Below are 22,119 nucleotides of genomic sequence, written 5' to 3'. Positions count from 1 at the left end.
GTTCGCTCTTGCACCTCATACCTCCCTGTTGGACTTGGGCCGAGCTTCTGCTCGGCCTTTTTTTTCGCCAGACGGCAATTGCCTGCCGATTGGGCCAAAAATCCGCCCGGCGCCCGGAGTTCGCGCAGCCGGCAAAGCGCGCCCGCGCAGAATCACCCCGCCAGATCCGCCCGCCTTGCCTGCAGATAGGCGGTTTCGGCAGGACCGGCGCCCCGCAGCGCCGCGTCAAAGGCCGCAATCGCCTCGGCCCGGCATCCGCTGCGGGCCAGCCATTCCGCCCGGGCGGCATGGAACGGCTGATAATCGGCCAGTTCCACCGCCAAGGCCGCAATCTCTTGCCCTGCCGCCGCCAGATCGGCGCATTCCATCAACGCCACGGCGCGGTTCAGCCGCACCACCGGCGTCGGCTCGAACCCGATCAGGCGGTCATAAAGCAGCCGGATCTGCGGCCAGTCCGGCCCGGGCCGCATCATCTGGCAGGCCGAAATTGCCGCCTTGATCTGAAATGGCCCCGCCGCCCGCCGCTCCATCGCCCGTTCCAGCAGCGCCAGCCCCTCGGCCTGCGCCTGCCCATCCCACAGGGCGGCGTCCTGTACGCCCGGCGGCACGGCATGGCCACGGCTGTCAACGCGCGCGGCGCGCCGGGCATCGGTCAGCAGCAAAAGCGCCAGACAACCCTCAACCTCGGCATCGCCCGGACGCAGGTCTTGCAGCAGACGGGCCAGAAAGATGGCCTCGCCGCAAAGACCATGGCCCGCGCCCGCCGTATAACCGACCGTGAAGATCAGATAGACCACCGTCAGAACCGTCTCCAGCCGGGCGGCCCAGTCCTCGGCCCCTGGCACCACATAAGGAATGCGGGCGGCGGCGATCTTGGCTCTGGCCCGCGACAGGCGCTGCGCCATGGTCGGCTCGCCGTCCAGAAAGACCGCGGCAATATCGGCGGTGGTCAGGCCACAAACCGTCCGCAGCGTCAGCGCAACCCGCGTCTTGGGTTCCAGTGCGGGGTGGCAACAGGTGAAAATCAGGCGCAGGCGCTCATCGGCAATCTCCTGCCCCTCTGCCATGACCGCCTCTTCGGCGCCCAATTGCCGGATCAGCGCCAGATGCGCCTCGGCCCGCGCGCTGCGGCGATAGCGGTCGATCGACTTGCGCAGCGCCACCCGCAAGAGCCAGCCCTGCGGATGATCAGGCAGGCCCGAGCGCCCCCAATGCAAGAGCGCCGCCTCGGCGGCCTCCTGCAAGGCTTCCTCGGCGCCGGAAAAATCCCCGGTCCGCGCAATGAGGGCGGCCAAGAGCCGCCCCCGGTCCTGGCGCATCAGCGCCGTCAGCGCCGCAGCAACTGCGGTCACGAATAATCCATCACCGGACGGATCTCGACCGTGCCCCAATCAACCGAGGGGATCATCGCCGCATAGGCCAGCGCCTGATCCAGATCGCGCGCCTCGAACAGATAGAAGCCGCCCAGATGCTCACGGGTTTCGGCAAAGGGGCCGTCCATCGTTTCCACCTTGCCGCCACGACGGCGCAGACAGGTCGCGGTTTCGGGCCCCTTCAGCCCCTCACCCGAAATCCAGTTGCCGTCCTCTTGCAGTTTACGGGCCAGAGCGACGTAGCCGCCCATGAAAGCCGCGAACTCGGGGCTGTCCGGACCCGGCGACTTGCGGCTGTCTTCATAGATCAGGGCCATATACTTCATGTCTCGTCTCCTGCGGGTCACGGGCGGGATTGCCCGATGATCCTAAGCCAAGGACGCCCCGCCGAGGCAAGATTCGACATCGGCCCCCGGGGCGCCGAAAATTTTTCGCCGAAAAATTTTCGCTGCCGCGCCCGAGCGCCTTTCGCAAAACCGTCCCATGGCCTAAGACGCGCGCAATCCCTGCCAGAGGACGCGCCATGACCGAACCCGCCATCACGCCGGACCTGATCGCTTCGCACGGGCTGAAGCCCGACGAATACCAGCGCCTGCTGGGCATCATCGGGCGCGAACCGACCTTCACCGAGCTGGGCATCTTCTCGGCGATGTGGAACGAGCATTGCTCTTACAAATCGTCGAAGAAATGGCTGCGCACCCTGCCCACCACCGGGCCGCAGGTGATCTGCGGACCGGGCGAGAATGCGGGCGTGGTCGATATCGGCGATGGTCAGGCCGTCATCTTCAAGATGGAAAGCCACAACCACCCCTCCTATATCGAGCCGCATCAGGGCGCCGGCACCGGCGTCGGCGGCATCCTGCGCGACGTGTTCACCATGGGCGCCCGCCCAATTGCCGCGATGAACGCGCTGTCCTTTGGCGAGCCCAGCCACCCCAAGACCGCCTATCTGGTCAAAGGCGTGGTCGAGGGGATCGGCGGCTATGGCAATGCCTTTGGCGTGCCGACCGTCGGCGGCGAGGTGCGGTTCCACCGCAGCTATAACGGCAACTGCCTTGTGAACGCCTTTGCCGCCGGTCTGGCCGATGCCGACAAGATCTTCTACTCGGTCGCCTCGGGCGTGGGGATGCCGGTGGTCTACCTCGGCGCGAAAACCGGCCGCGATGGCGTCGGCGGCGCCACGATGGCCTCCGCCGAATTCGACGAGACCATCGAGGAAAAGCGCCCCACCGTTCAGGTCGGCGACCCCTTCACCGAAAAGCGCCTGCTGGAAGCCTGTCTTGAGCTGATGGCCTCGGGTGCGGTGATCTCCATTCAGGACATGGGTGCCGCGGGCCTGACCTGTTCCGCCGTGGAAATGGGCGACAAGGGCGGCCTTGGCATCAAGCTGCAACTCGATGACGTGCCGCAGCGCGAAGCCAACATGACCGCCTACGAAATGATGCTGTCGGAAAGCCAGGAGCGGATGCTGATGGTCCTCAAGCCCGAGCTTGAGGATGTGGCGCGCGCGATCTTTGTGAAATGGGATCTCGACTTTGCCATCGTCGGCGAAACCATCCCCGAAGACCGCTTCCTGATCCTGCACGGCAATCAGGTGAAGGCCGACCTGCCGCTGTCGAAACTCTCGTCCAGCGCCCCGGAATATGACCGCCCCTGGGTGGAAACGCCCGCCGCCGCCCCCTTGGGCGCAGTGCCGGCCATCGGCGCCATCGACGCGCTCAAGGCCCTGATCGGCGCGCCCAGCTACGCGCAAAAGTCCTGGGTCTATGAGCAGTATGACTGCCAGGTCGGCGCCGACACCGTCGTCACCCCCGGCCTGCCCGCCGGTGTCGTCCGTGTCCATGGCACGGGCAAGGCGCTGGCCTTCACCAGCGACGTCACGCCCCGCTACGTCAAGGCGAACCCCTTCGAAGGCGGCAAGCAGGCTGTGGCCGAGGCCTATCGCAACCTGACCGCGGTCGGCGCCCTGCCCTTGGCCACCACCGACAACCTGAACTTCGGCAACCCCGAAAAGCCCGAGATCATGGGCCAGTTCGTCGGCGCGATCAAAGGCATCGGGGCGGCTGTCGCGGCGCTGGAAATGCCGATCGTCTCGGGCAACGTCAGCCTTTACAACGAAACCGACGGCCAGCCGATCCTGCCCACGCCCACCATCGGCGCGGTCGGCATCCTGACCAGCCTTGACCAGCTGATCGCCGGCAAGCCGCAGGACGGCGATGTGGCGCTGGTGATCGGTGAGACCTATGGCCATCTGGGCCAGTCGGCCCTTCTGGCCGAAGCCTTCGGGATCGAGGCGGGCGATGCGCCGCCGGTCGATCTGGCGGCGGAAAAGAAGAACGGCGATTTCCTGCGCGCCCATCGCAAGGCGGTCCGCGCCGCAACCGACCTTGGCGACGGCGGCCTTGCGCTGGCGGCCTTCGAGATGGCCGAAGGCGCGGGGCTTGGGCTGGCGCTGGTTCCGGGCGATATTCCCACGCTCTTCGGCGAGGATCAGGCCCGCTATCTGGTTGCGGCCTCCGAGGCGGGGGCGCAGGCGCTGGAAGCCGCCGCGCTGACGGCCGGAGTCGAGGTGATCCGTGTGGGCAGCTTCGGCGGCGACGCGGTGACTTTCGGCAGCGAAACCGCCCCTCTGGCCGCGCTGTCGGACCTTTACCGCAGCGCCTTTGCCAAGGCCGTTGCCTGATGCTGCGACCGGCGCGGGCCGATGAGGCGGGCTTTGTCCATACCCTCTGGACCGCACCGGAAAATGCGCTTTGGCTGGATCCGCCCGACGCGGGGCAGATCGACGGCGCCATCGCAGCCGGCAATCTTCTGGTCTGGGATGCCGGGGGTCCGGCAGGTTTTGCCTGCCTCACGCAATGGATGCACGGCATCTGGTCGCTGCGCGAGTTTGCCACCACCCGCCCGGGCCTTGGCCGCGCCTTTCTGGCCGCCGTTCTGGCAGAGATGTTCGGCCCGCGCGGCGCCCACCGCGTGGGGCTGGACATCACCGCCGACAATGCCCGTGCCCTGCGCTTCTTCACGCAGGCGGGTTTCGTCCGCGAAGGGGTGTGGCGCGAATGCTGGCTGCGCCCCTCGGGCGATTGGGTGGATTGCGTCTTTCTGTCGATGCTTGACCGGGAGTGGAAGCCATGACCCTGCGCCCCGCCACCGCCGCCGATTTTGCCTTCATCCGGGCTCTGGCACAGCGCCCCGAGAATGCGCCTTTCATCACCGATGAGGATGAAACGGCCCTGCAAGGCTATCTCGACAGCCCGGATGCCGCACTGGTGATCTGGCAGGCCGAGGGGGCGCAGGGCTATGCGCTGTTCTGTGGGCGGATGGACAAGGCGGGAACGGTGGAACTGCGCCGCCTTGCGCTGGATCAGCCCGGCGGCGGGCGCGGCCGGGCCTTTGTTGGCGCGCTGGTGGATCATGGGTTTGACAAGCTGGGGGCGGAGCGTCTCTGGCTGGATGCCTCGGGCGAAAACCTGCGGGCGCAGCATCTCTACGAATCGCTGGGCTTCACGCTGGAGGGCCGGTTGCGGCGCCATTGGTGGCGCCCGGCGCTGGGGCGGGCGGTGGATCTGATGCTCTATGGCCTGTTGCGCGAGGACCGCCCGTAGGATGGGCAATCTGCCCATCCCGGCCTTGAGTGAGGATGGGCAGATTGCCCATCCTACGGGGTGGCTTGCAGCGCCCCGGCCTGCGCCCTACATTTGCAGCAAGACGTGAAGGAGCCGAGCATGGCCATGGAAGCCGAAGACATCGAGGCGCTGATCCGCGCCGCCTTTCCAAAGGCGCAGATCAAGGTGGTGGACACCGTAGGCGACCGCAACCATTGGGCTGCCGAGGTGATCGACGAAAGCTTCAAGGGCATGAACCGGGTGCAGCAACAGCGGGCTGTCTATGCCAGCCTGAAGGGCAAGATGGACGGCGCCCATGGCGAGTTGCATGCGCTGGCGCTGACCACGAAGGCGCCGGATTAGGCCATGCAGGCCGTCCTCGATATCCTCGGCGCCTTTTTCTGGTGCGCAGATATCCGGGGGTTTCTGCGGCATGGACCGGGATATTGGACAAGAACGCGCCGCATCGAACGCTGGAGGTTCCTGAAGGAAACCGCAAGATGACCGTGACTCTCAACCTTCCCGCGCTTGTGGCGATCCTCGTTCCGGTGGGACTGATGGCCGTGGTGTTGGCATGGATCAGGCGCCGTCATGCTGTTCACGCCAATCACGACAAGTGGCAGCCAGCCCTTGCCCCGCAGCCCGCTGTGCATGTTCTGGGCAGTGACTATCCTCAAACTGGCCGGGATTTTCTGGGTGGTATGGTCAACAACCGCTACACCGTCCCGAAAGACCCGATAGAATACGCAAAGATTTTCGTTCCAGAAACGAAAGACAAAGGACAAGCAGAATGACCGCAGCAGCCGACCAAATCCGCGAGACGATCGAAAAGAACGACGTGGTGCTGTATATGAAGGGCACCAAGATGATGCCGCAATGCGGGTTTTCGTCCCGCGTGGCGGGGGTGCTGAACTATATGGGTGTCGAGTTTACCGATGTGAATGTGCTGGCCGACGCCGAAATCCGTCAGGGGATCAAGGACTTCTCGGACTGGCCGACCATCCCGCAGCTTTATGTGAAGGGCGAATTCGTCGGCGGCTGCGACATCGTCACCGAAATGACCCTTTCGGGCGAGCTGGACGCGCTGTTCGAGGCCAAGGGCGTTGCCTTTGACAAGGACGCCGCTGACAAGATCCGCGAAGCCAACGCCTGAACCGGACAAGACCGCGCCACAGGCCCGCCCCGGCGGGCCTTTCGGCTTTCAGAACCCGGTCATCAGCAGGTCCATCGCGCGGGTGATCTCGTCGCGCAGATGGGCGATGCTGCCGACGCGGGTGCCAAGCTGGCGCAACCGGGTGACGCCCAGCAGATGCGTCATCACCCGATAATGGCGCTCGGCATGATAGAAACCCGGCGTGAGTCGCGGAAAGTCGATGCCCCCTGTCCCGACCGGCAGACAGGGCGCGAAGACGCGGGTGTTCAGCATCTCTATCTGGTCGTTCTGAAGCACGACGATCAGGCCACGGTCAGGCGCCACATAAAGATCGAACTGCGCGCTCAAAGCACCGTAACCCTTATGTCCGTGTTCGGAATGCCGTTTTCCTCGATCCAGGCATTGTATTCGGCAATGGCTTCCGCATTCTCCTCGGTCCATTTCCGCTTGCGTTCTGCCTTGATCGCGGCCAGCAGCCCCTCCTCCGCGGCGCGCGACAGATTTAGACCCAAGGTTTTGGCCTCATCCAGAAGCTTGGCATCCAGTGTCAGGCTGGTGGCGCGGCGGGTGGCGGTCATTGAAATCTCCTGCGGCATGCGCATGAAACATACCGCAAGACATACCGCAAAGAAATGCCGTCAGTCGGCTTGCGTGCAGGTGTAAAGAACGGTTTCAGTGCCCGTCTCACCATCGCGCCAGAAGACCGTCGCCTCTGGCCCTTTGGTCCAAAGCACATAGGCCGAGCCGTCGGAGGGCCAGCCATAGCGGGCGCCTGAGGCGCTTTGTTCCTGAAACAGCAGGTTCTGGCCGCCTTCGATATACAGCACGGCGACGCTGTCGCCCCCCGTTTCATTGACGAAGACCACCGGCAATTCGACGCCGCGGTCGCAGGAATAGCGGACCGCGAGGGGCTGCAATTCCGCCTGTGCCGCTGCAGGGGCCAGGGCGGCCAGCCCCGCCAGCAGCAGCGCCCTCATGCCGGGCTCCGTTCTTCGATGCGGGCGGCCAGCGCCTCGGCCCGGGCGGCGATTTCGGCAAGGGTTTCCGTGACTTGCGGCGGGATCACCGGCACTTCGATGCGGGCGGGTTCGGGCAGGGGCCGCGCCTCAAGCTCGGCCAGTTTTGCCTTGAGCAGGCGGTTCTCATCCTCGACCGCCGCGGTGCGGTCGGCCAGCATCAGACCCGACATCAGCAGCATCCGCGCTTCGGGAATGCGGCCAAGCTGGGCGATGAGCGGCTGCGCCTCGCCATCGAGCATGGCGGCAGCGGTGCGCAGGAAATGTTCTTCGCCCGGCTGGCAGGCGACGGTGAAGGCGCGACCGCCGATCTTGATCTCGACCTCAGGCATGGGGGCTGGCCTCTTCGACGATGGGGGCAAGGGCGGCGATGATGGCGGCCACTTCGGCCGCCTCTTCGGCGCGGGCGGCGCGCAGGGTGGCAAGCTCTGCCGTCACCTCGGCCAGCTTGGCTTCGAGTGCGGCCCGCGCCTCGACCTCGCGGGATTTCACCACGCGCAGCCGCTCGGCCAATTGCACATTGGCCATCCGCTCTTCGTCCAGCGCCTCGGAGAGGCGGGCGATTTCCGCCTCGGCTCCGGCATCGGGGCCGGCTTCGGGCGCCTCGGCGGGGGTTGCAAGCCCCTCGATCCCGCGGTCGATCCGGGCCAAGGCCGCGCTGATGCGCCGTTCCAGCTCTGCGATATCCTGCATGAGGGGTAGATCCCTTTCGTATTTCCGTCACCCTGCACGCGGCGCGAATCGCGGCGGGGCCCGTCAAGGGCAATCATAGCCGAAGCCGGGGCGCAAGGTCGCCCCTTTTGGCTCAAGGCCTTGCGGGCCACGCTTGAACTTGCCGCCATGCCTGCTATTGACGCCCAAACCCCTTGAAAACAGGAGTCCGGCCTTGGACATCGCAACGCTTCGCGCCCGCCATCCCGATCACTGGATGCGCGCCTGCGCCATCCGCACCCTGACGCTGGACGCGGTGGCCGCCGCCAATTCGGGCCATTCGGGGATGCCGATGGGCATGGCCGATGTGGCGACCGTGCTGTTCGAAAAACATCTGAAGTTCGATCCCAAGGCGCCGCGCTGGCCGGACCGTGACCGTTTCATCCTGTCGGCGGGCCATGGCTCGATGCTGATCTATTCGCTGCTCTACCTGACGGGGTATGAGGATGTGACGCTGGAGCAGATCAAGAATTTCCGCCAGTGGGGCGCGATCACCGCCGGCCACCCGGAATTCGGCCATGTTTCGGGGGTGGAAACCACCACCGGGCCGCTGGGTCAGGGGATTTCCAATGCCGTGGGCTTTGCCATGGCCGAAGAGCATCTGCGCGCTCGCTGGGGCGCCAAGGTGCAGGACCATTACACCTGGGTCATCGCGGGCGACGGCTGCCTGATGGAGGGCGTCAGCCAAGAGGCCATCGGCATTGCGGGCAAGCAGCAATTGTCGCGGCTGATCGTGCTGTGGGATGACAATGGCATCACCATCGACGGCAAGGTCTCACTCTCGGATGTGACCGACCAGAAGGCGCGTTTTGCTGCCTCTGGCTGGGATGTCTTCTCTTGCGACGGCCATGACCCCGAGGATATCGACCGCGCGCTGACCGCCGCCAAAGCCTCGCCCCGCCCGGCGCTGGTGGCCTGCAAGACGCATATCGCGCTCGGCCACGCGGCGCAGGACACCTCCAAGGGCCATGGCGCACTGACCGACAAGGCGCAGCTTGCCGCCGCCAAGGAAGGCTATGGCTGGACCGGCGGTCCGTTCGAAGTGCCCGCGAAGGTGAAATCGGAATGGGAGGCGATGGGCGCCCGCGGTGCCGCCGCCCATGCCGCATGGGTCGGGCGCGTCGAAGCCCTGTCGCCTGCGCGTCAGGCCGAACTGCGCCGGATTTTCAGCGATGAGGCCCCTGCCCGTCTGGCCGGTGCCATCCGCGCCGTCAAGAAAGCCGCGGTGACCGAAGGCGCCAAGCTCGCCACCCGCACCGCCAGCGAAAAGGTGCTGAACGCCGTCAACCCGATCATGACCGAGACCTTCGGCGGCTCGGCGGACCTGACCGGCTCGAACAACACCAAGACCGGCGATCTGGGCGTCTTCACGCCGGAAGACCGCAAGGGCCGCTACATGTATTGGGGCATCCGCGAACATGGCATGGCCGCCGCGATGAACGGCATGGCGCTGCATGGCGGCGTGCGGCCGTATTCCGGCACCTTCATGGCCTTCACCGATTACGCCCGTCCCTCGATGCGGCTTTCGGCGCTGATGGGGCTGCCGGTGGTCTATGTCATGACCCATGACAGCATCGGCCTTGGCGAAGACGGCCCGACCCACCAGCCGGTGGAGCATCTGGCCATCAGCCGCGCCACGCCGAACACGCTGGTGCTGCGGCCGGCCGATCTGGTGGAAGTGGCCGAATGCTGGGAAGTGGCGCTGACGCAATCGGCGACGCCCTCGGTCATGGCGCTGAGCCGTCAGAACCTGATCCCGGCACGCAAGACCCACACCAATCAGAACCTGTCGGCCAAGGGCGCCTATGTGCTGGCCGAGGCGACGGGCAAGCGGCAGGTGATCCTGATTGCCACCGGCTCGGAAGTGGAGATTGCGCTGAAGGCGCGCGAGGCGCTGGAGGCCGAAGGCATCGGCACCCGCGTCGTCTCGATGCCGTCGATGGAGCTTTTCGCGGCGCAGGATGAAGCTTGGCGCAAGAAGGTTCTGCCGGCGGGGCCCGTGCGCGTGGCGATCGAGGCCGGGGTGCGGCAGGGCTGGGACCGCTGGCTCTTGGGCGAGCGCGGGCGGGACGGCAAGGCGGCCTTCATCGGCATGTCGTCCTTCGGCGCCTCGGCGCCCTATGACCGGCTCTATAAAGAGTTCGGCATCACCGCCGAAGCGGCGGTGGCGGCGGCGAAGGCGCTTCTCTGAAGCGCCTTCGGCAAATTTCTTCGAAGAAATTTGCAAATTCGTTCAAACGAATTTGGCGGCCCCTGCGGGGGCCGCTTTGCGTTTCTGCCCGGGCGCATCGCGGGGTAAAACGCACAACAGCCGATTTCTTCAAAGAAATCGGACAACTATTTCTCAGCCTAGGATCGCCTTGACGTAGTTTTCCGTCTCGGCATAGGGCGGCACGCCCTTGTGCTTTTCGACCGCCAGAGGCCCGGCGTTATAAGCTGCCAGCGCCAGCCGCCAGTCGCCAAAGCGGTCATACATCATCCGCAGGTAACGCGCGCCGCCATCAAGGTTCTGCACCGGGTCAGAGATATCGACCCCCAGATGGTCCGCGGTGCCCGGCATCAGTTGCGCCAGCCCCGTCGCCCCCTTGGGCGAGACGGCACCCGGATTCCAGCCGGATTCCTGATGCACCAGCTTGAGAAACATCTCTTCCGGCACGCCATGTTTGCGCGCGGCGGCCTTGGCCAGTTCCAGATATTCGCCCTTGTAGCTGCCCTTGTAGCGCACCGTGGTGGCGGCGCTGTCGCCCGCGCCTTCTTTGGGCGCATTGGGTTTCAGGCGGGCGGAATAATCGTATTGCTTGGCCAGCCGCCCATCCAGAAGCGCTGTCTGCGACTTGAACAGCGCATTGCGGTTCTTCTTGGATTTGCTGATCACCAGCCCCTCGGCCCCGGCGGAACCGGGCAAACCAACACTCAAGGCAACCGCCAAGGCGAGGGTTGCACGCAGCACAGAGGTCACAGGGCGCATCACAGGGTCCGTCTTGTCCTTGCCGTCAGATATACCATGTGGGGCAGGAATTCCAGCCCGCAGGCATAAAGCCGCCACCGGCTGGAAATCAGCCCCTATCCGGCACCGCGCGGGCACCTTCGGCCGCAACCGAAACCAGCGGCGCGCGCAGCAGGTCTTCGACCAGCAGGCTGACAAGCTGCGCCCGGCCCGCCACCCCCGCCTTGCGGTAGATCGCATTCAGATGGGTCTTTACCGTCGCCTCGGCCGAGCCGCGAAAGCCTGCGATTTCCGCAATGGCATAACCTTTGACGGTAAAGCGCGCGACATCCGCCTCGGCGGGGGTCAGCGCCCATTCGGCAAAGAAGCCCTCCATCACCTCGGCCAATGCCCCTGCCGCCACGCTCATGCCCTGTTGCAGCCGTGCCTGCCGTCGCAGAAGGCGCCAAAGCACCAGCGCCTCGCAGCCGATGCCCAGCAGCAGCCCCAGCGTCGCCCCGAGTTCCGGCATCAGATGCCCGCTGCCCAGAACATCCGGCCAGACGGCTTCAAGGTCGGCGGCGACGTCGATTACGAAGAAGGTGGCGCAGACGCTCTGAAACAGGATCAGCCCGAACAGCAGACCGGGCAGAAGGGCCGGCGCAAGGAAGGGGGTCAGGCGGGCGGACAGGGGCATCGGGGCTCATCGCGCAAAGCGGGGCAAGCGCCCGGCCCGGCCGTTCTAACCCGGCGCGGCAGATTGGGAAAGCTGCCGCATCCCTCCCGCCCGTCTCTGCCCCGGCGGATTTCGGCCGGATGCATCAAAGCCCGGCCCGGTTGCAGGGCGCCGGGGGGGCGTCTATAGGTTTCGTTAACCAGATGGCCGTCAAACTGCGGCCACAACCGGAATCAGAACGGAATCAGGGGAGTCTCATGGCAGGGTCGGTCAACAAGGTCATCATCGTCGGCAATCTCGGCCGCGACCCCGAGGTGCGGTCTTTCCCGAATGGCGGCAAGGTGGTGAACCTGCGCATCGCCACCTCGGAAACCTGGCGCGACAAGCAAAGCGGCGAGCGCAAGGAGCGGACGGAATGGCATTCGGTGGCCATCTTCAACGAAAATCTTGCCAAGATCGCCGAGCAATATCTGCGCAAAGGTTCCACCGTCTATATCGAGGGCCAGCTTGAGACCCGCAAATGGCAGGATCAATCCGGTGCCGACCGCTATACCACCGAAATCGTGCTGCGGCAGTTCCGCGGTGAGCTGACGCTGCTGGGCGGCCGGGATGGCGGCGGCTCGGGCGGCGGTGGCGGTGGGGATCGGGGCGGCTATGACGACCGGGGCGGTTATGACAATTACGGCAGCCAGGGCGGCGGCGCGTCCTCGGGCGGTGGTTCGGGCGGGCGCAGCGGTGGGGGCTATGGCGGCGGGTCAGGCGGCGGCGGCTCGCGCCCCGATCTGGACGATGAAATTCCCTTCTGACCCCTGACAGCAAAGGCAGCGCGGCCGCCTGGGGAGGGGCGGCTGCCTTCGCGCCATGGACCGCAAGCTTTCCGTCGATATCCTGAAAATCCTCATGGCCGTGATGGTGGTGGGGATTCATGCCAATCCGCTGAAACCCCTTGGCCATGATGCGATCATGCTGTCGGGCGGCGGGGTTTACCGGCTGGCCGTGCCCGTGTTCTTCGTCATCAACGGCTATTTCCTTGGCCCGGTGCTGCAAGGCGGCGGAGCGGCGCGCTATGTGCGGCGGCTTCTGGTGCTGTATGCGCTCTGGACGCTGCTTTACCTGCCCGCCTGGTATGGTGTGCTGAAAGGCGGCGCGGCCTGGCCGCCCCTGCGGATGCTGCTGGTCGGCTGGTGGCAGCTTTGGTATCTGCCCGGGCTGGCGCTGGCGGCGGCGCTGGTGGCCCTTGTCCGCGACTGGACCACGCCCCGGCTGATCGCGGTCATGGCGGGCAGCTTTCTGGCCGGGGTGGCGATTGTCTATGGCATCGCCTTCGATCTGATCCACCCGAACAAGGCGCTGATCGGCGATGCGACGATCCTGCATCGCAACGGGCTGTTCATGGGGCTGCCCTTCGTGCTGGCCGGCTTCCTTATCCGACGACATCAGTTCGACCAGCGGCTTGGCCTGCCGGTGCTGGTGGCGGTTGCGGTGCTGGGCGTGGCGCTGGTGATGGGGGAAAGTCTGGCGCTGGACCGGCTGGCACCCAAGGGCGCGGGCCACGACAACCTGCTGGCGCTGGGGCTGGCAAGCCCGGCCCTGCTGCTTCTGGCGCTGAAATTCCCGCGCCAGAGTGCGAGCAAGGTTCTGGGCACCTATTCCAGCGGCATTTATTTCATCCATGTCGCCTTCTGTGTCATCGGATTCCGCTATACCGATCTGGGCAGTTTCTGGATCTTCTGGCTGGCGGTCACCGGCTCGGTCGCGGTGACCTGGGGGTTGATCCGCAGCGGGTTGTCGCGGCGGCTTTTGTGACACTGGACCTTGCCGCGCGCATTTCCTATATAATCACTCAACAACGCGCGAGACCGATATGACCGAGGTTCAACCCAAGATCGAGGGCGCCCCCCTGATCGCCCCGTCCAGCACCGACCACCCGCTCTATGATCAGGTGGTGGAAGCCTGCCGCACCGTGTTCGACCCGGAAATTCCGGTGAACATCTACGATCTGGGGCTGGTCTATACCGTCGCCATCGACGGTGAGAATGCGGTGAACATCGCCATGACCCTGACCGCCCCCGGCTGCCCGGTGGCCGGCGAAATGCCCGGCTGGGTCGCCGATGCGGTGAACTCGGTCCCCGGCGTGAAACAGGTCGATGTCGCCATGACCTTCGACCCGCCCTGGGGCATGGAGATGATGTCCGACGAGGCCCGGCTGGAACTGGGGTTCATGTAGGGCAAGCCTGAGGGGTTGATTTTCACAAAATAAAGCCCCAAGACTTGATTTCACAGAATTCAAGTCTGGTGACTTAAGTGGAACTCCCTATCGTTGCTGTCTTGACGGGCGATCTTGTCAATTCGGAAGAGAAATCATCCGAAGTTGTCGATCAGGCCATGGCTCAACTCGAAGCAACGGCGCATACCATTGCCGTGTGGCAAAGCCACGCCGACCTGCGCTTTACCCGGTTCCGTGGCGATGGTTGGCAAGTTCTGCTGAAAGACCCGTGGCTTGCACTTCGTGCGGCCCTTGTCCTGCTGGCAAGGCTGCGCAGCGGCGGCACCGACCTTTCCAGTCGGATTTCGATCGGTCTGGGTAAGATTGACAGTTCAGGGACGACTGACCTGAGCGACGCCAATGGCGAAGCTTTCGTGCTGTCTGGCAGGGGGCTGGACGAGATGGCGCGCAGCCAGAGGATTGCCTTCTCGGGCAGCATGATAGGCCACCGCGACAAGATCATCGCCAGACTGATGTTTGAGCGCGCAAGTCGCTGGACCATGCCACAGGCTGAGGCGATGGCACTTTACTTGCAGCCCGACCACCCGACGCTTGCCGAACTTGCAACGGAACTTGGCATCAGCCCGCAGGCGGTGAACTATAGGCTGGGAGGCGGCGGGGCCAACGAGTTGCGAACAACGCTCCGCCTTTGGGAAGAAGTCATCGAACGCGAACTTGCAGGAGCCTCTCATGCCTGAAACCCTCGCCGCCCTCCTCCTCGCCCATGTCCTTGCCGATTTCGTGTTTCAGAGCGGATGGATGGTGGCGAACAAGCGGCGGGTGGCGGGGTTGGCGGCGCATGGGGCGGTGGTGCTGATCTGTGCCGTGATCACGACCGGGCAGGTCACGCTGTCGCTGATCTGGCTGACGGCGCTGCATCTGGCGGTGGATGCGGTCAAGGCACTGGTCGGGCGCGGCCTTTCGGGGTTTCTGGCCGATCAGGCGGCGCATCTGGCGGCCCTTGCGGCATTGGCGCTGTGGCAGCCCGGGCTTTATGGCCAAGGGCTCTGGGGCGGGATCGCCGCGCTGCCTGGACTTTTCACCCTGCTGGCGGGCTTTCTTCTGGCCACACGGGCGGGCGGCTTTGCCATCGGCCTGTTGATGGCGCCTTTCGCGCTGACTGTCCCGGTCGAGGGACTGCAAGGCGCCGGGCGGATCATCGGGCTCCTAGAACGGGGGCTGATCTTCGGCCTTATCCTCCTCGGCCAGCCCGAGGACGTGGGCCTTCTGATGGCGGCCAAGTCGATCTTGCGGTTCGGGGCGGTCAAGGATGACCGGGCGCTGTCGGAATATGTCATCATCGGCACGCTGGCCTCGTTCGGCTGGGCCATGCTGGCAGGCTATGGCACGGTTGCACTGATGGCCCTGCTGCCACCGCTTGGAATTTCGCCCGCGACACCCTAGATTGACAGCAAAGGAGAATCCCATGTTCGGCATTCCCGGCAAGGCCGCCGTCACCCTGACCCCCATCGCGGCGAAGCAGATCGCCCGGCTGATGGAGAAACAGTCCTCCAAAGGGCTGCGCATCGGCGTCAAGAAGGGCGGCTGTGCGGGCATGGAATACACCATGGATTATGTGGCCGAGGTGAACCCGCTGGACGAGGTGGTGGAACAGGACGGCGCCCGCGTGCTGATCGCCCCCATGGCGCAGATGTTCCTGATCGGCACCGAGATCGACTACGAGGTCGATCTGCTGCAGGCTGGCTTCAAGTTCCGCAACCCCAATGTGGCCGAAGCCTGTGGCTGCGGCGAATCCATCAAGTTCAAGGATCAGCCCGCCTGATCCCCCCGAAGAACGCGCGAGAGTAACCAGTTCGCCCGCAGGTTTTGCCCTGCGGGTCTTTCATTTCTGCCACGCGGCAGATTGGCCCCTTCCGCAAGGCGGCTGTTGCCGCTAACCCTGTCGGGCAGGGAAACGGGAGGATGCGATGCGGAAACTGGCGGCTGGAAACTGGAAGATGAACGGCACGGCGGCATCGCTGGCCGAGGTGCAGGCGCTGATTGCCGCCCATCCGGCCCCCGGCTGCGAGATGCTGCTTTGCCCGCCCGCCACGCTGATCGCACAGGCCAACTGGGCGGCGCGCGGCTCGATTCTGGCCTTGGGCGGGCAGGATTGCCATGCCAAGGCTTCGGGCGCCCATACCGGCGACCTTTCGGCGGCCATGCTGAAGGATGCCGGGGCGGCCTATGTCATCCTCGGCCATTCCGAACGCCGCGCCGACCATGGCGAAACCGATGCGCTGGTCCATGCCAAGGCCGAAGCCGCGGTGGCGGCGGGCCTTGTGCCGGTCGTCTGTGTCGGCGAGACCGAAGCCCAGCGCGACGCGGGCGAAACGCTGGCGGTGATCGGGGCGCAGCTTGACGGTTCGGTTCCCGCCGCCTCGACCGCCGCCACGCTGGTCCTGGCCTATGAGCCGGTCTGGGCCATCGGCACCGGCCGCACCCCGACGCTGGAGCAGATCGCCGAGGTTCACGCCTTCCTGCGCGACCGTCTGACGGCGCGGATCGGCGCCGAGGCGGCAGGCGTGCGGCTGCTCTATGGCGGTTCGGTCAAACCCTCGAACGCCACCGAGATTTTTGCCGTGCCGCATGTCGATGGCGCATTGGTCGGCGGGGCCAGCCTGAAGGCCGCCGATTTTGGCGCCATTGTTGCAGCACTTTCCGCCGCCTGACAGCGGCACAAGGTCGCGGCTGGAACAGTCCGCGACCGGCCAATCTGCAAGATAGCACCATGACCGCCGAACTCACCTCCCCCGCTCCCGCCCGGGGCCTTTTGGCCGCGAACCTGATCTGCATGGCCTCCATGCTGATCTGGGCCGCCGGCCTGCCCGCGGCCGATTTCATCATCCCGCTTTTGCCGGCCGAGCAACTGACCGCGCTGCGCATGGCGCTGGCCGCCCTGTCGCTGTTGCCGATCTGGGCGCTGATGGAGGGGCCGGGGGCGATGGCGCGGGTCAACTGGCTGAAGGGCATCGCGGTGGGCAGCCTGATCGGGCTGGGCGCGTGGTTCCTGATTCTGGGTCAGGCGCGGGGCGGGGCGGTTACGGCGGCGGTGATTTCGGCCACCCTGCCGGTGGTCGGTATCGCGCTGGAAGTGGCGCTGGACGGGCGCAAGTTGACCGCCGCGCTGATCCTCGGGCTGGTGCTGTCGCTGGTCGGCGGCATGATGGCGCTGGATTTCCGCGCGGGCGGGCTGTCGCTGGGCCTTGGCGCGGCGCTATGCTTCTGCTCGGTGCTGGCCTTTGCGCTGGGATCGCGGCTGACCGTCACCGCCTTTCCGGCGCTCTCGCCCATCGGGCGGACGGCACTGACCATTTCGGGCGCCGCGATTGCCACCGCGACGGTTGCCTTGGGTCAGATCGGCCTTGGCGCCCCCCTGCCCGATTTCACCCCCTGGGGCCTGCGCGAGGTGCTGGCGCTGCTGGCCTTCTCGGTCGGCTCGCTGGGGATCAGTCAGCTTATGTGGATCATGTCGGTTGAACGGCTGGGCATCGGCCTGTCGTCGCTGCACATCAACGCGGCGCCCTTCTATGTGATGATCATTCTCTTTGCGATGGGCGGGCTTTGGGATTGGGGTCAGGCGGCGGCGGCGGGGCTGGTCGCGCTGGGGGTGCTGGTGGCGCAGGGGATCATCCCCTTGGGGCTGCGGCGATGATCACGCTGCACCAATCACCGACCGAGCCGGGTTTCGTGCAGAACCCCTATCCGTTTTATGAGGCCGCCCGCGCCCATGGCCCGTTCTTCCACTGGGCCGATTACCGCATGACCTGCACCGGCAATGCGGCGGCGGTGAATGCCATCTTCCGCGACCGCCGCTTTGGCCGCGAGGTGCCCGCCGAACTGGCCCCGGCCATCCCCGACCACCTCCGCCCCTTCTACGCGGTCGAGGCGCATTCCATGCTGGAGCTGGAACCGCCCCGCCACACCCGGCTGCGCTCCCTTGTGCTGCGCGCCTTCACCTCGCGCCGCATCGCCGCGCTGCAACCCGAAATCGCCACGCTGACGCATGAGCTGATCGACGCGCTGCCCGCCGGCGAGTTCGATCTGCTGAAACATTTCGGGCAAAAGCTGCCGGTCATCATCATCGCCCGGCTGCTCGGCGTGCCCGAAGAGATGTCGGACGACCTCCTGCGCTGGTCCAATGCCATGGTCGGCATGTATATGGCCGGTCGCACCCGCGAGACCGAAGACCGCGCCGTTGCCGCGACCGAGGCTTTCGTCGCCTTCATGCGCGGCTATGTCGAGGCCCGCCGCAACGATCCGCGCGATGATCTGATTACCAGCCTGATCGCCGCCGAAAGCGAAGGCGAGCGTCTGACCACGGATGAGCTGATCACCACCTGCATCCTGCTGCTGAATGCCGGGCATGAGGCGACGGTTCACACCATCGGCAACGGGGTGAAAACCCTGCTGGAGACGAAAACCCCTCATTCAGCCCTTGCGCCCGAGGCCGCCGAAGGCACGGTCGAGGAAATCCTGCGCTTTGACCCGGCGCTGCATATGTTCACCCGCTGGGCCTATGACGATATCGAGGTGATGGGTCACCACTTCAAGCGCGGCGATCAGGTCGCGCTTTTGCTGGCCGCCGCCAACCGCGATCCGGGCGTCTGGGACAGCCCGGCAAAGTTCCGCCCGGCCCGCCCGGTCAAGCCCAATGCCACCTTCGGCGCGGGCCTGCATTTCTGCGTCGGCGCCCCTCTGGCAAGGCTGGAGCTGGTCACCGCCCTGCCCATCCTGTTCGAACGCCTGCCCGGCCTGCACCTCGCCGCGAAACCGCGCTACGGCGATGTCTACCATTTCCACGGCCTGACTGCTCTGCCCGTCAGCGCCTGATCTTCTGGGCCTGACATTCATCTGTCCCTAAATATCCCACGGGAGGTCCGGAGGGTGTGAAACCCTCCGGGGCCCACCCCGCAGACCAACGCCCGCATTTTAGGCACATCTGCCGCAAAACCCGGCGATATTTCCGCCCCTTGTGTCGCAGGCTGGAACCCGTCGCGGTTTGCTTGCAGGATGGCAGCCAAGGCCCTGATCTGTGGCCAGTCAAAGCGCGGAACACCGAATGTCGATCAAGGCCAGCATCCACCACCTGACCCATTACAAATATGACCGCCCGGTGATCCTTGGCCCGCAGGTCATCCGGCTGCGCCCCGCGCCGCACAGCCGGACGCATGTGATCTCGCATTCGCTCAAGGTTTCGCCCGGCGGGCATTTCGTGAACCACCAGCAAGACCCGTTCGGCAACTGGCTGGCCCGCTTCGTCTTCCCCGAGCCGGTGACCGAACTGAAGATCGAGGTCGATCTGGTCGCGGACATGACCGTCTATAACCCCTTCGACTTCTTCGTCGAGGAAAGCGCCCAGACCTGGCCCTTCGAATACCCTGCCGACCTGTTGGACGATCTGGAGATTTACCGCCGGGCCGAGGAAGTGGGCCCCGAGCTGATGGCCTATCTAGCGCGCATCCCGCGCGACCCGACCGGCACGGTCGATTTCGTTGTCGGGCTGAACATGCAGTTGTCGCGCGACATCAACTATTTGATCCGGCTGGAGCCGGGGGTGCAGACCCCGGATGAAACGCTGGCCAAGGCTTCGGGTTCGTGCCGCGATTCCTCTTGGCTCTTGGTCAACATGCTGCGGCATCTGGGTTTTGCCGCGCGCTTCGTCTCAGGCTATCTGATCCAGCTCAAGCCCGATCTCAAGGCGCTGGACGGCCCCTCGGGAACCGAGGTGGATTTCACCGATCTTCATGCCTGGTGCGAGGTCTACCTGCCCGGCGCCGGCTGGATCGGGCTGGACCCGACCAGCGGCCTGCTGACCGGCGAAAGCCACATTCCGCTGGCGGCCACCCCGCATTACCGCAATGCCGCGCCGATTTCGGGCATGGCGAGCTATGCAGAGGTCGATTTCGACTTTGACATGCAGGTGCGGCGCGTGGCCGAACACCCGCGCATCACCAAACCCTTCAGCGACGAAGCCTGGGACGATCTGAACGCCCTTGGCCATCAGGTGGATGCCGCCCTTGCCGCAGGCGATGTCCGCCTGACCATGGGGGGCGAGCCGACCTTCGTGTCGATCGACGATTTCGAGGCGGATGAATGGAACACCGCCGCCGTCGGACCGACCAAGCGGACGCTGGCCGATACCTTGATACGCCGCCTGCGCGACCGTTTCGCGCCCGGCGGTTTTCTGCATTACGGGCAGGGCAAATGGTATCCGGGCGAAAGCCTGCCGCGCTGGACCTTCTCGCTTTACTGGCGCACCGATGGCCAGCCGGTCTGGTCCGACCCGGCTCTGATCGCCGCCGAGGGGCGCGATACCGGCGTGACCACGCTCGACGCGCAAGAACTGCTGCGCGAAATCGCGGCAGAGCTTGAGGTTGAAGAAGATTGCATCCTGCCCGCCTATGAAGACCCCGCCGAATGGCTGGTGAAAGAGGCGAATTTGCCGGCCAATGTCACCCCCGCCAATTCGGAACTGAAAGACCCCGAGGCGCGGCACCGTCTGGCAACCGTCTTCAACCGCGGCCTGACCGAACCTTCGGGCTTCATCCTGCCGGTGCAAAGCTGGCAGGGCCGGGCGACAGATCGCCGCTGGCGGACCGAGAAATGGCGGCTGCGGCGCGGCTTCATGTTTCTTGTGCCGGGCGACAGCCCGGTCGGCTATCGCCTGCCGCTGGAATCGTTGCCCTGGATCCCGGCCAGCCAGTATCCCTATATCAACCCCGCCGACCCCACCGTCGAACGCCCCCCCCTGCCCGATTTCACCCCGCCCGAAGCGGAGCGCAAATCGCAGGCCCGGGCCAGTTTTGTCGCCCACAGCCCGCAAGGCGACCAGATTCCGCAAGGCAGCCCGGTGGCCGAGGTGGACGGCTATATCCGCACCGCCCTGTCGGTCGAGCCGCGTGACGGGCGGCTTTGCGTCTTCATGCCGCCGGTGGTCAGCCTTGAGGATTACCTTGATCTGCTCCACGCCGCCGAGGCGGCTGCCAAGCGGCTGAACCTGCCGGTGCATATCGAAGGTTACGCGCCGCCGCATGACCCGCGCCTGAACGTGATCCGCGTCGCGCCCGATCCGGGCGTGATCGAGGTGAACATCCACCCCGCCCATAGCTGGGATGATTGCGTTGCCATCACGCAGGCGGTCTATGAAGAGGCCCGCCAGTCGCGCCTTGGCGCCGAAAAGTTCATGATCGACGGCAAGCATACCGGCACCGGCGGCGGCAACCATGTGGTGGTGGGCGGTGCCAACACCAATGACAGCCCCTTCCTGCGGCGGCCCGATCTGCTGAAATCGCTGATCCTGCACTGGAACCGGCATCCGAGCCTGTCTTACCTCTTCTCGGGCCTGTTCATCGGACCGACCAGCCAAGCGCCCCGGATCGACGAAGCCCGGCATGACGCGCTTTACGAAATGGAAATCGCCCTCAGCCAGATTCCGGCACCCGGCCAAGGCGTGCAACCGCTGCCCTGGCTGACCGACCGGCTGTTGCGCAACATGCTGACCGATGTCACAGGCAACACCCACCGCGCCGAGATTTGCATCGACAAGCTTTATTCCCCCGATGGCCCCACCGGACGGCTGGGTCTGGTTGAGTTCCGTGGCTTCGAGATGCCGCCGGATGCGCGGATGTCGCTGGCCCAGCAATTGCTGATCCGGGCGCTGATCGCGCGGTTCTGGGCCAATCCGGCGCAAGGCGACCTGACGCGCTGGGGCACCGCGCTGCATGACCGCTTCATGCTGCCGCATTTCGTCTGGGAGGATTTCCGCGACGTGCTGGCCGATCTGCGGCAGAACGGCTTTGCCATGCAGGAAGACTGGTTCACCGCGCAGGGCGAGTTCCGCTTCCCCTTCTGCGGCGAGGTGGAATACGAAGGCACCCATCTGGAGCTGCGGCAGGCGCTGGAACCCTGGCATGTGCTGGGCGAAACCGGCGCCATCGGCGGCACCGTGCGCTATACCGACAGTTCCACCGAACGGTTGCAGGTAAAACTGACCACCGCTGACCCCAGCCGCTATACCGTCACCTGCAACGGGCGCGAATTGCCGCTGACGCAGGTGGCGAATGGCGTGGCGGTGGCCGGGGTGCGGTTCAAGGCGTGGCAGCCCGCCTCGGCCATCCATCCGGTGCTGCCGGTTGATGCGCCGCTGACCTTCGACATCCATGACCGCTGGTCGGGGCGCGCGATCGGTGGCTGTGTCTATAACGTCGCCCATCCGGGCGGGCGCAACTATGACACCTTCCCGGTCAACGGCAACGAGGCCGAGGCGCGGCGGCTGGCGCGGTTCTTCCCGCATGGCCACCGTCCCGGCTTTCATCGGGTGGCGACAGAGCGGCGCACACCCGAATTTCCCTTCACGCTTGACCTGCGCCGCCCGCTCGGGGTCTAAGAAC

The 22,119-nt window shown here is 65.5% G+C and carries 26 protein-coding genes; 17 read left to right on the top strand and 9 right to left on the bottom strand.

Going from position 1 to position 22,119, the window contains the following annotated elements:
* Positions 1-152: 152 nt before the first annotated feature.
* A complete protein-coding gene (locus tag HS053_RS04120) occupies positions 153-1,352 on the bottom strand; it encodes an RNA polymerase sigma factor (protein WP_347233290.1) in 1,200 nt (399 codons plus the stop codon).
* Positions 1,349-1,699 (bottom strand): YciI family protein, encoded by a 351-nt coding sequence (locus tag HS053_RS04115; RefSeq protein ID WP_174209937.1) that lies wholly within the window; start codon positions 1,697-1,699, stop codon positions 1,349-1,351. The genes HS053_RS04120 and HS053_RS04115 overlap by 4 nt, the downstream gene beginning before the upstream one ends.
* A gap of 197 nt (positions 1,700-1,896) precedes the next feature.
* Between HS053_RS04115 and purL the strand changes: the two genes are divergently transcribed.
* The 6 genes from purL (at position 1,897) to grxD (ending at position 6,131) form a co-directional block, all read left to right on the top strand.
* Complete coding sequence (gene purL, locus HS053_RS04110; protein ID WP_174209936.1) at positions 1,897-4,056, top strand: phosphoribosylformylglycinamidine synthase subunit PurL; 2,160 nt, start codon at positions 1,897-1,899, stop codon at positions 4,054-4,056.
* Complete coding sequence (locus tag HS053_RS04105; protein WP_174209935.1) at positions 4,056-4,508, top strand: GNAT family N-acetyltransferase; 453 nt, start codon at positions 4,056-4,058, stop codon at positions 4,506-4,508. Before purL ends, HS053_RS04105 begins: the two co-directional genes overlap by 1 nt.
* Complete coding sequence (locus HS053_RS04100; RefSeq protein WP_174209934.1) at positions 4,505-4,978, top strand: GNAT family N-acetyltransferase; 474 nt, start codon at positions 4,505-4,507, stop codon at positions 4,976-4,978. The genes HS053_RS04105 and HS053_RS04100 overlap by 4 nt, the downstream gene beginning before the upstream one ends.
* A gap of 120 nt (positions 4,979-5,098) precedes the next feature.
* Positions 5,099-5,341, top strand: a complete 243-nt coding sequence (locus HS053_RS04095) for a BolA/IbaG family iron-sulfur metabolism protein (RefSeq protein ID WP_174209933.1) — start codon at positions 5,099-5,101, stop codon at positions 5,339-5,341.
* Between the two features lie 137 nt (positions 5,342-5,478).
* Positions 5,479-5,772: a hypothetical protein gene (locus tag HS053_RS04090; protein ID WP_174209932.1), complete on the top strand. Its 294-nt coding sequence runs from the start codon at positions 5,479-5,481 to the stop codon at positions 5,770-5,772.
* Positions 5,769-6,131: a Grx4 family monothiol glutaredoxin gene (gene grxD, locus HS053_RS04085; RefSeq protein ID WP_174209931.1), complete on the top strand. Its 363-nt coding sequence runs from the start codon at positions 5,769-5,771 to the stop codon at positions 6,129-6,131. The genes HS053_RS04090 and grxD overlap by 4 nt, the downstream gene beginning before the upstream one ends.
* Positions 6,132-6,179: 48 nt before the next feature.
* On the opposite strand, the gene HS053_RS04080 is transcribed toward grxD, so the two are convergent.
* The 5 genes from HS053_RS04080 to HS053_RS04060 are packed head-to-tail and all read right to left on the bottom strand — an operon-like array spanning position 6,180 to position 7,840.
* Positions 6,180-6,479, bottom strand: a complete 300-nt coding sequence (locus HS053_RS04080; RefSeq protein ID WP_174209930.1) for a CcdB family protein — start codon at positions 6,477-6,479, stop codon at positions 6,180-6,182.
* Positions 6,476-6,709 carry a type II toxin-antitoxin system CcdA family antitoxin gene (locus tag HS053_RS04075; RefSeq protein ID WP_174209929.1) on the bottom strand — a complete coding sequence of 78 codons (234 nt, stop codon included), beginning with the start codon at positions 6,707-6,709 and terminating at the stop codon, positions 6,476-6,478. The genes HS053_RS04080 and HS053_RS04075 overlap by 4 nt, the downstream gene beginning before the upstream one ends.
* Before the next feature lie 60 nt (positions 6,710-6,769).
* Positions 6,770-7,108, bottom strand: coding sequence for an MliC family protein (locus HS053_RS04070; RefSeq protein WP_174209928.1), 339 nt, complete (start codon positions 7,106-7,108; stop codon positions 6,770-6,772).
* Positions 7,105-7,479: a cell division protein ZapA gene (locus HS053_RS04065; RefSeq protein WP_174209927.1), complete on the bottom strand. Its 375-nt coding sequence runs from the start codon at positions 7,477-7,479 to the stop codon at positions 7,105-7,107. Before HS053_RS04065 ends, HS053_RS04070 begins: the two co-directional genes overlap by 4 nt.
* Positions 7,472-7,840, bottom strand: a complete 369-nt coding sequence (locus tag HS053_RS04060; RefSeq protein WP_174209926.1) for a hypothetical protein — start codon at positions 7,838-7,840, stop codon at positions 7,472-7,474. Before HS053_RS04060 ends, HS053_RS04065 begins: the two co-directional genes overlap by 8 nt.
* A 193-nt stretch (positions 7,841-8,033) precedes the next feature.
* Between HS053_RS04060 and tkt the strand changes: the two genes are divergently transcribed.
* A complete protein-coding gene (gene tkt / locus HS053_RS04055; RefSeq protein WP_174209925.1) occupies positions 8,034-10,049 on the top strand; it encodes a transketolase in 2,016 nt (671 codons plus the stop codon).
* A 153-nt stretch (positions 10,050-10,202) separates the two neighbouring features.
* Here tkt and HS053_RS04050 read toward each other — a convergent pair whose 3' ends face one another.
* Entirely contained in the window at positions 10,203-10,826 is a 624-nt protein-coding gene (locus HS053_RS04050; protein ID WP_174209924.1) for a lytic transglycosylase domain-containing protein, read from the bottom strand.
* 88 nt (positions 10,827-10,914) lie between these two features.
* A complete protein-coding gene (locus tag HS053_RS04045; RefSeq protein ID WP_174209923.1) occupies positions 10,915-11,481 on the bottom strand; it encodes a helix-turn-helix transcriptional regulator in 567 nt (188 codons plus the stop codon).
* A 236-nt stretch (positions 11,482-11,717) separates the two neighbouring features.
* On the opposite strand from HS053_RS04045, the gene ssb reads away from it, so the two are divergent.
* The 10 genes from ssb to HS053_RS03995 all read left to right on the top strand — a co-directional run bounded on the left by ssb (position 11,718) and on the right by HS053_RS03995 (position 22,115).
* Positions 11,718-12,266: a single-stranded DNA-binding protein gene (gene ssb / locus HS053_RS04040; RefSeq protein WP_174209922.1), complete on the top strand. Its 549-nt coding sequence runs from the start codon at positions 11,718-11,720 to the stop codon at positions 12,264-12,266.
* Positions 12,267-12,321: 55 nt separating this feature from the next.
* A complete protein-coding gene (locus HS053_RS04035; RefSeq protein WP_174209921.1) occupies positions 12,322-13,266 on the top strand; it encodes an acyltransferase family protein in 945 nt (314 codons plus the stop codon).
* Between the two features lie 58 nt (positions 13,267-13,324).
* Complete coding sequence (locus tag HS053_RS04030; protein WP_174209920.1) at positions 13,325-13,687, top strand: SUF system Fe-S cluster assembly protein; 363 nt, start codon at positions 13,325-13,327, stop codon at positions 13,685-13,687.
* Positions 13,688-13,764: 77 nt separating this feature from the next.
* Positions 13,765-14,424, top strand: coding sequence for a hypothetical protein (locus tag HS053_RS04025; RefSeq protein ID WP_174209919.1), 660 nt, complete (start codon positions 13,765-13,767; stop codon positions 14,422-14,424).
* Positions 14,417-15,130 (top strand): DUF3307 domain-containing protein, encoded by a 714-nt coding sequence (locus HS053_RS04020; RefSeq protein ID WP_174209918.1) that lies wholly within the window; start codon positions 14,417-14,419, stop codon positions 15,128-15,130. The genes HS053_RS04025 and HS053_RS04020 overlap by 8 nt, the downstream gene beginning before the upstream one ends.
* 22 nt (positions 15,131-15,152) lie before the next feature.
* The gene (locus tag HS053_RS04015; protein ID WP_174209917.1) at positions 15,153-15,509 is read left to right on the top strand and encodes a HesB/IscA family protein; all 357 of its coding nucleotides are present in this window, start codon (positions 15,153-15,155) and stop codon (positions 15,507-15,509) included.
* A 145-nt stretch (positions 15,510-15,654) separates the two neighbouring features.
* Entirely contained in the window at positions 15,655-16,398 is a 744-nt protein-coding gene (gene tpiA / locus HS053_RS04010; RefSeq protein WP_174209916.1) for a triose-phosphate isomerase, read from the top strand.
* A 59-nt stretch (positions 16,399-16,457) separates the two neighbouring features.
* The gene (locus HS053_RS04005; RefSeq protein ID WP_174209915.1) at positions 16,458-17,381 is read left to right on the top strand and encodes a DMT family transporter; all 924 of its coding nucleotides are present in this window, start codon (positions 16,458-16,460) and stop codon (positions 17,379-17,381) included.
* Positions 17,378-18,559, top strand: a complete 1,182-nt coding sequence (locus HS053_RS04000) for a cytochrome P450 (protein ID WP_174209914.1) — start codon at positions 17,378-17,380, stop codon at positions 18,557-18,559. The genes HS053_RS04005 and HS053_RS04000 overlap by 4 nt, the downstream gene beginning before the upstream one ends.
* A 229-nt stretch (positions 18,560-18,788) precedes the next feature.
* Positions 18,789-22,115 carry a transglutaminase family protein gene (locus tag HS053_RS03995; protein WP_174209913.1) on the top strand — a complete coding sequence of 1,109 codons (3,327 nt, stop codon included), beginning with the start codon at positions 18,789-18,791 and terminating at the stop codon, positions 22,113-22,115.
* Positions 22,116-22,119: the final 4 nt, after the last annotated feature.

Source organism: Tabrizicola fusiformis, from assembly GCF_013328815.1.
Lineage (GTDB): Bacteria > Pseudomonadota > Alphaproteobacteria > Rhodobacterales > Rhodobacteraceae > Fuscibacter.
This window is presented reverse-complemented; position numbering and strand designations above follow the sequence as displayed.

Bases quoted from the DNA above. Each gene is read 5' to 3' on its own strand.
- HS053_RS04115 (WP_174209937.1), bottom strand. From the start codon at position 1,699: ATGAAGTATATGGCCCTGATCTATGAAGACAGCCGCAAGTCGCCGGGT.
- purL (WP_174209936.1), top strand. From the start codon at position 1,897: ATGACCGAACCCGCCATCACGCCGGACCTGATCGCTTCGCACGGGCTG.
- HS053_RS04105 (WP_174209935.1), top strand. From the start codon at position 4,056: ATGCTGCGACCGGCGCGGGCCGATGAGGCGGGCTTTGTCCATACCCTC.
- HS053_RS04100 (WP_174209934.1), top strand. From the start codon at position 4,505: ATGACCCTGCGCCCCGCCACCGCCGCCGATTTTGCCTTCATCCGGGCT.
- HS053_RS04095 (WP_174209933.1), top strand. From the start codon at position 5,099: ATGGCCATGGAAGCCGAAGACATCGAGGCGCTGATCCGCGCCGCCTTT.
- HS053_RS04090 (WP_174209932.1), top strand. From the start codon at position 5,479: ATGACCGTGACTCTCAACCTTCCCGCGCTTGTGGCGATCCTCGTTCCG.
- grxD (WP_174209931.1), top strand. From the start codon at position 5,769: ATGACCGCAGCAGCCGACCAAATCCGCGAGACGATCGAAAAGAACGAC.
- HS053_RS04075 (WP_174209929.1), bottom strand. From the start codon at position 6,709: ATGACCGCCACCCGCCGCGCCACCAGCCTGACACTGGATGCCAAGCTT.
- HS053_RS04070 (WP_174209928.1), bottom strand. From the start codon at position 7,108: ATGAGGGCGCTGCTGCTGGCGGGGCTGGCCGCCCTGGCCCCTGCAGCG.
- HS053_RS04065 (WP_174209927.1), bottom strand. From the start codon at position 7,479: ATGCCTGAGGTCGAGATCAAGATCGGCGGTCGCGCCTTCACCGTCGCC.
- HS053_RS04060 (WP_174209926.1), bottom strand. From the start codon at position 7,840: ATGCAGGATATCGCAGAGCTGGAACGGCGCATCAGCGCGGCCTTGGCC.
- HS053_RS04050 (WP_174209924.1), bottom strand. From the start codon at position 10,826: ATGCGCCCTGTGACCTCTGTGCTGCGTGCAACCCTCGCCTTGGCGGTT.
- HS053_RS04045 (WP_174209923.1), bottom strand. From the start codon at position 11,481: ATGCCCCTGTCCGCCCGCCTGACCCCCTTCCTTGCGCCGGCCCTTCTG.
- ssb (WP_174209922.1), top strand. From the start codon at position 11,718: ATGGCAGGGTCGGTCAACAAGGTCATCATCGTCGGCAATCTCGGCCGC.
- HS053_RS04035 (WP_174209921.1), top strand. From the start codon at position 12,322: ATGGACCGCAAGCTTTCCGTCGATATCCTGAAAATCCTCATGGCCGTG.
- HS053_RS04030 (WP_174209920.1), top strand. From the start codon at position 13,325: ATGACCGAGGTTCAACCCAAGATCGAGGGCGCCCCCCTGATCGCCCCG.
- HS053_RS04020 (WP_174209918.1), top strand. From the start codon at position 14,417: ATGCCTGAAACCCTCGCCGCCCTCCTCCTCGCCCATGTCCTTGCCGAT.
- HS053_RS04015 (WP_174209917.1), top strand. From the start codon at position 15,153: ATGTTCGGCATTCCCGGCAAGGCCGCCGTCACCCTGACCCCCATCGCG.
- tpiA (WP_174209916.1), top strand. From the start codon at position 15,655: ATGCGGAAACTGGCGGCTGGAAACTGGAAGATGAACGGCACGGCGGCA.
- HS053_RS04005 (WP_174209915.1), top strand. From the start codon at position 16,458: ATGACCGCCGAACTCACCTCCCCCGCTCCCGCCCGGGGCCTTTTGGCC.
- HS053_RS04000 (WP_174209914.1), top strand. From the start codon at position 17,378: ATGATCACGCTGCACCAATCACCGACCGAGCCGGGTTTCGTGCAGAAC.
- HS053_RS03995 (WP_174209913.1), top strand. From the start codon at position 18,789: ATGTCGATCAAGGCCAGCATCCACCACCTGACCCATTACAAATATGAC.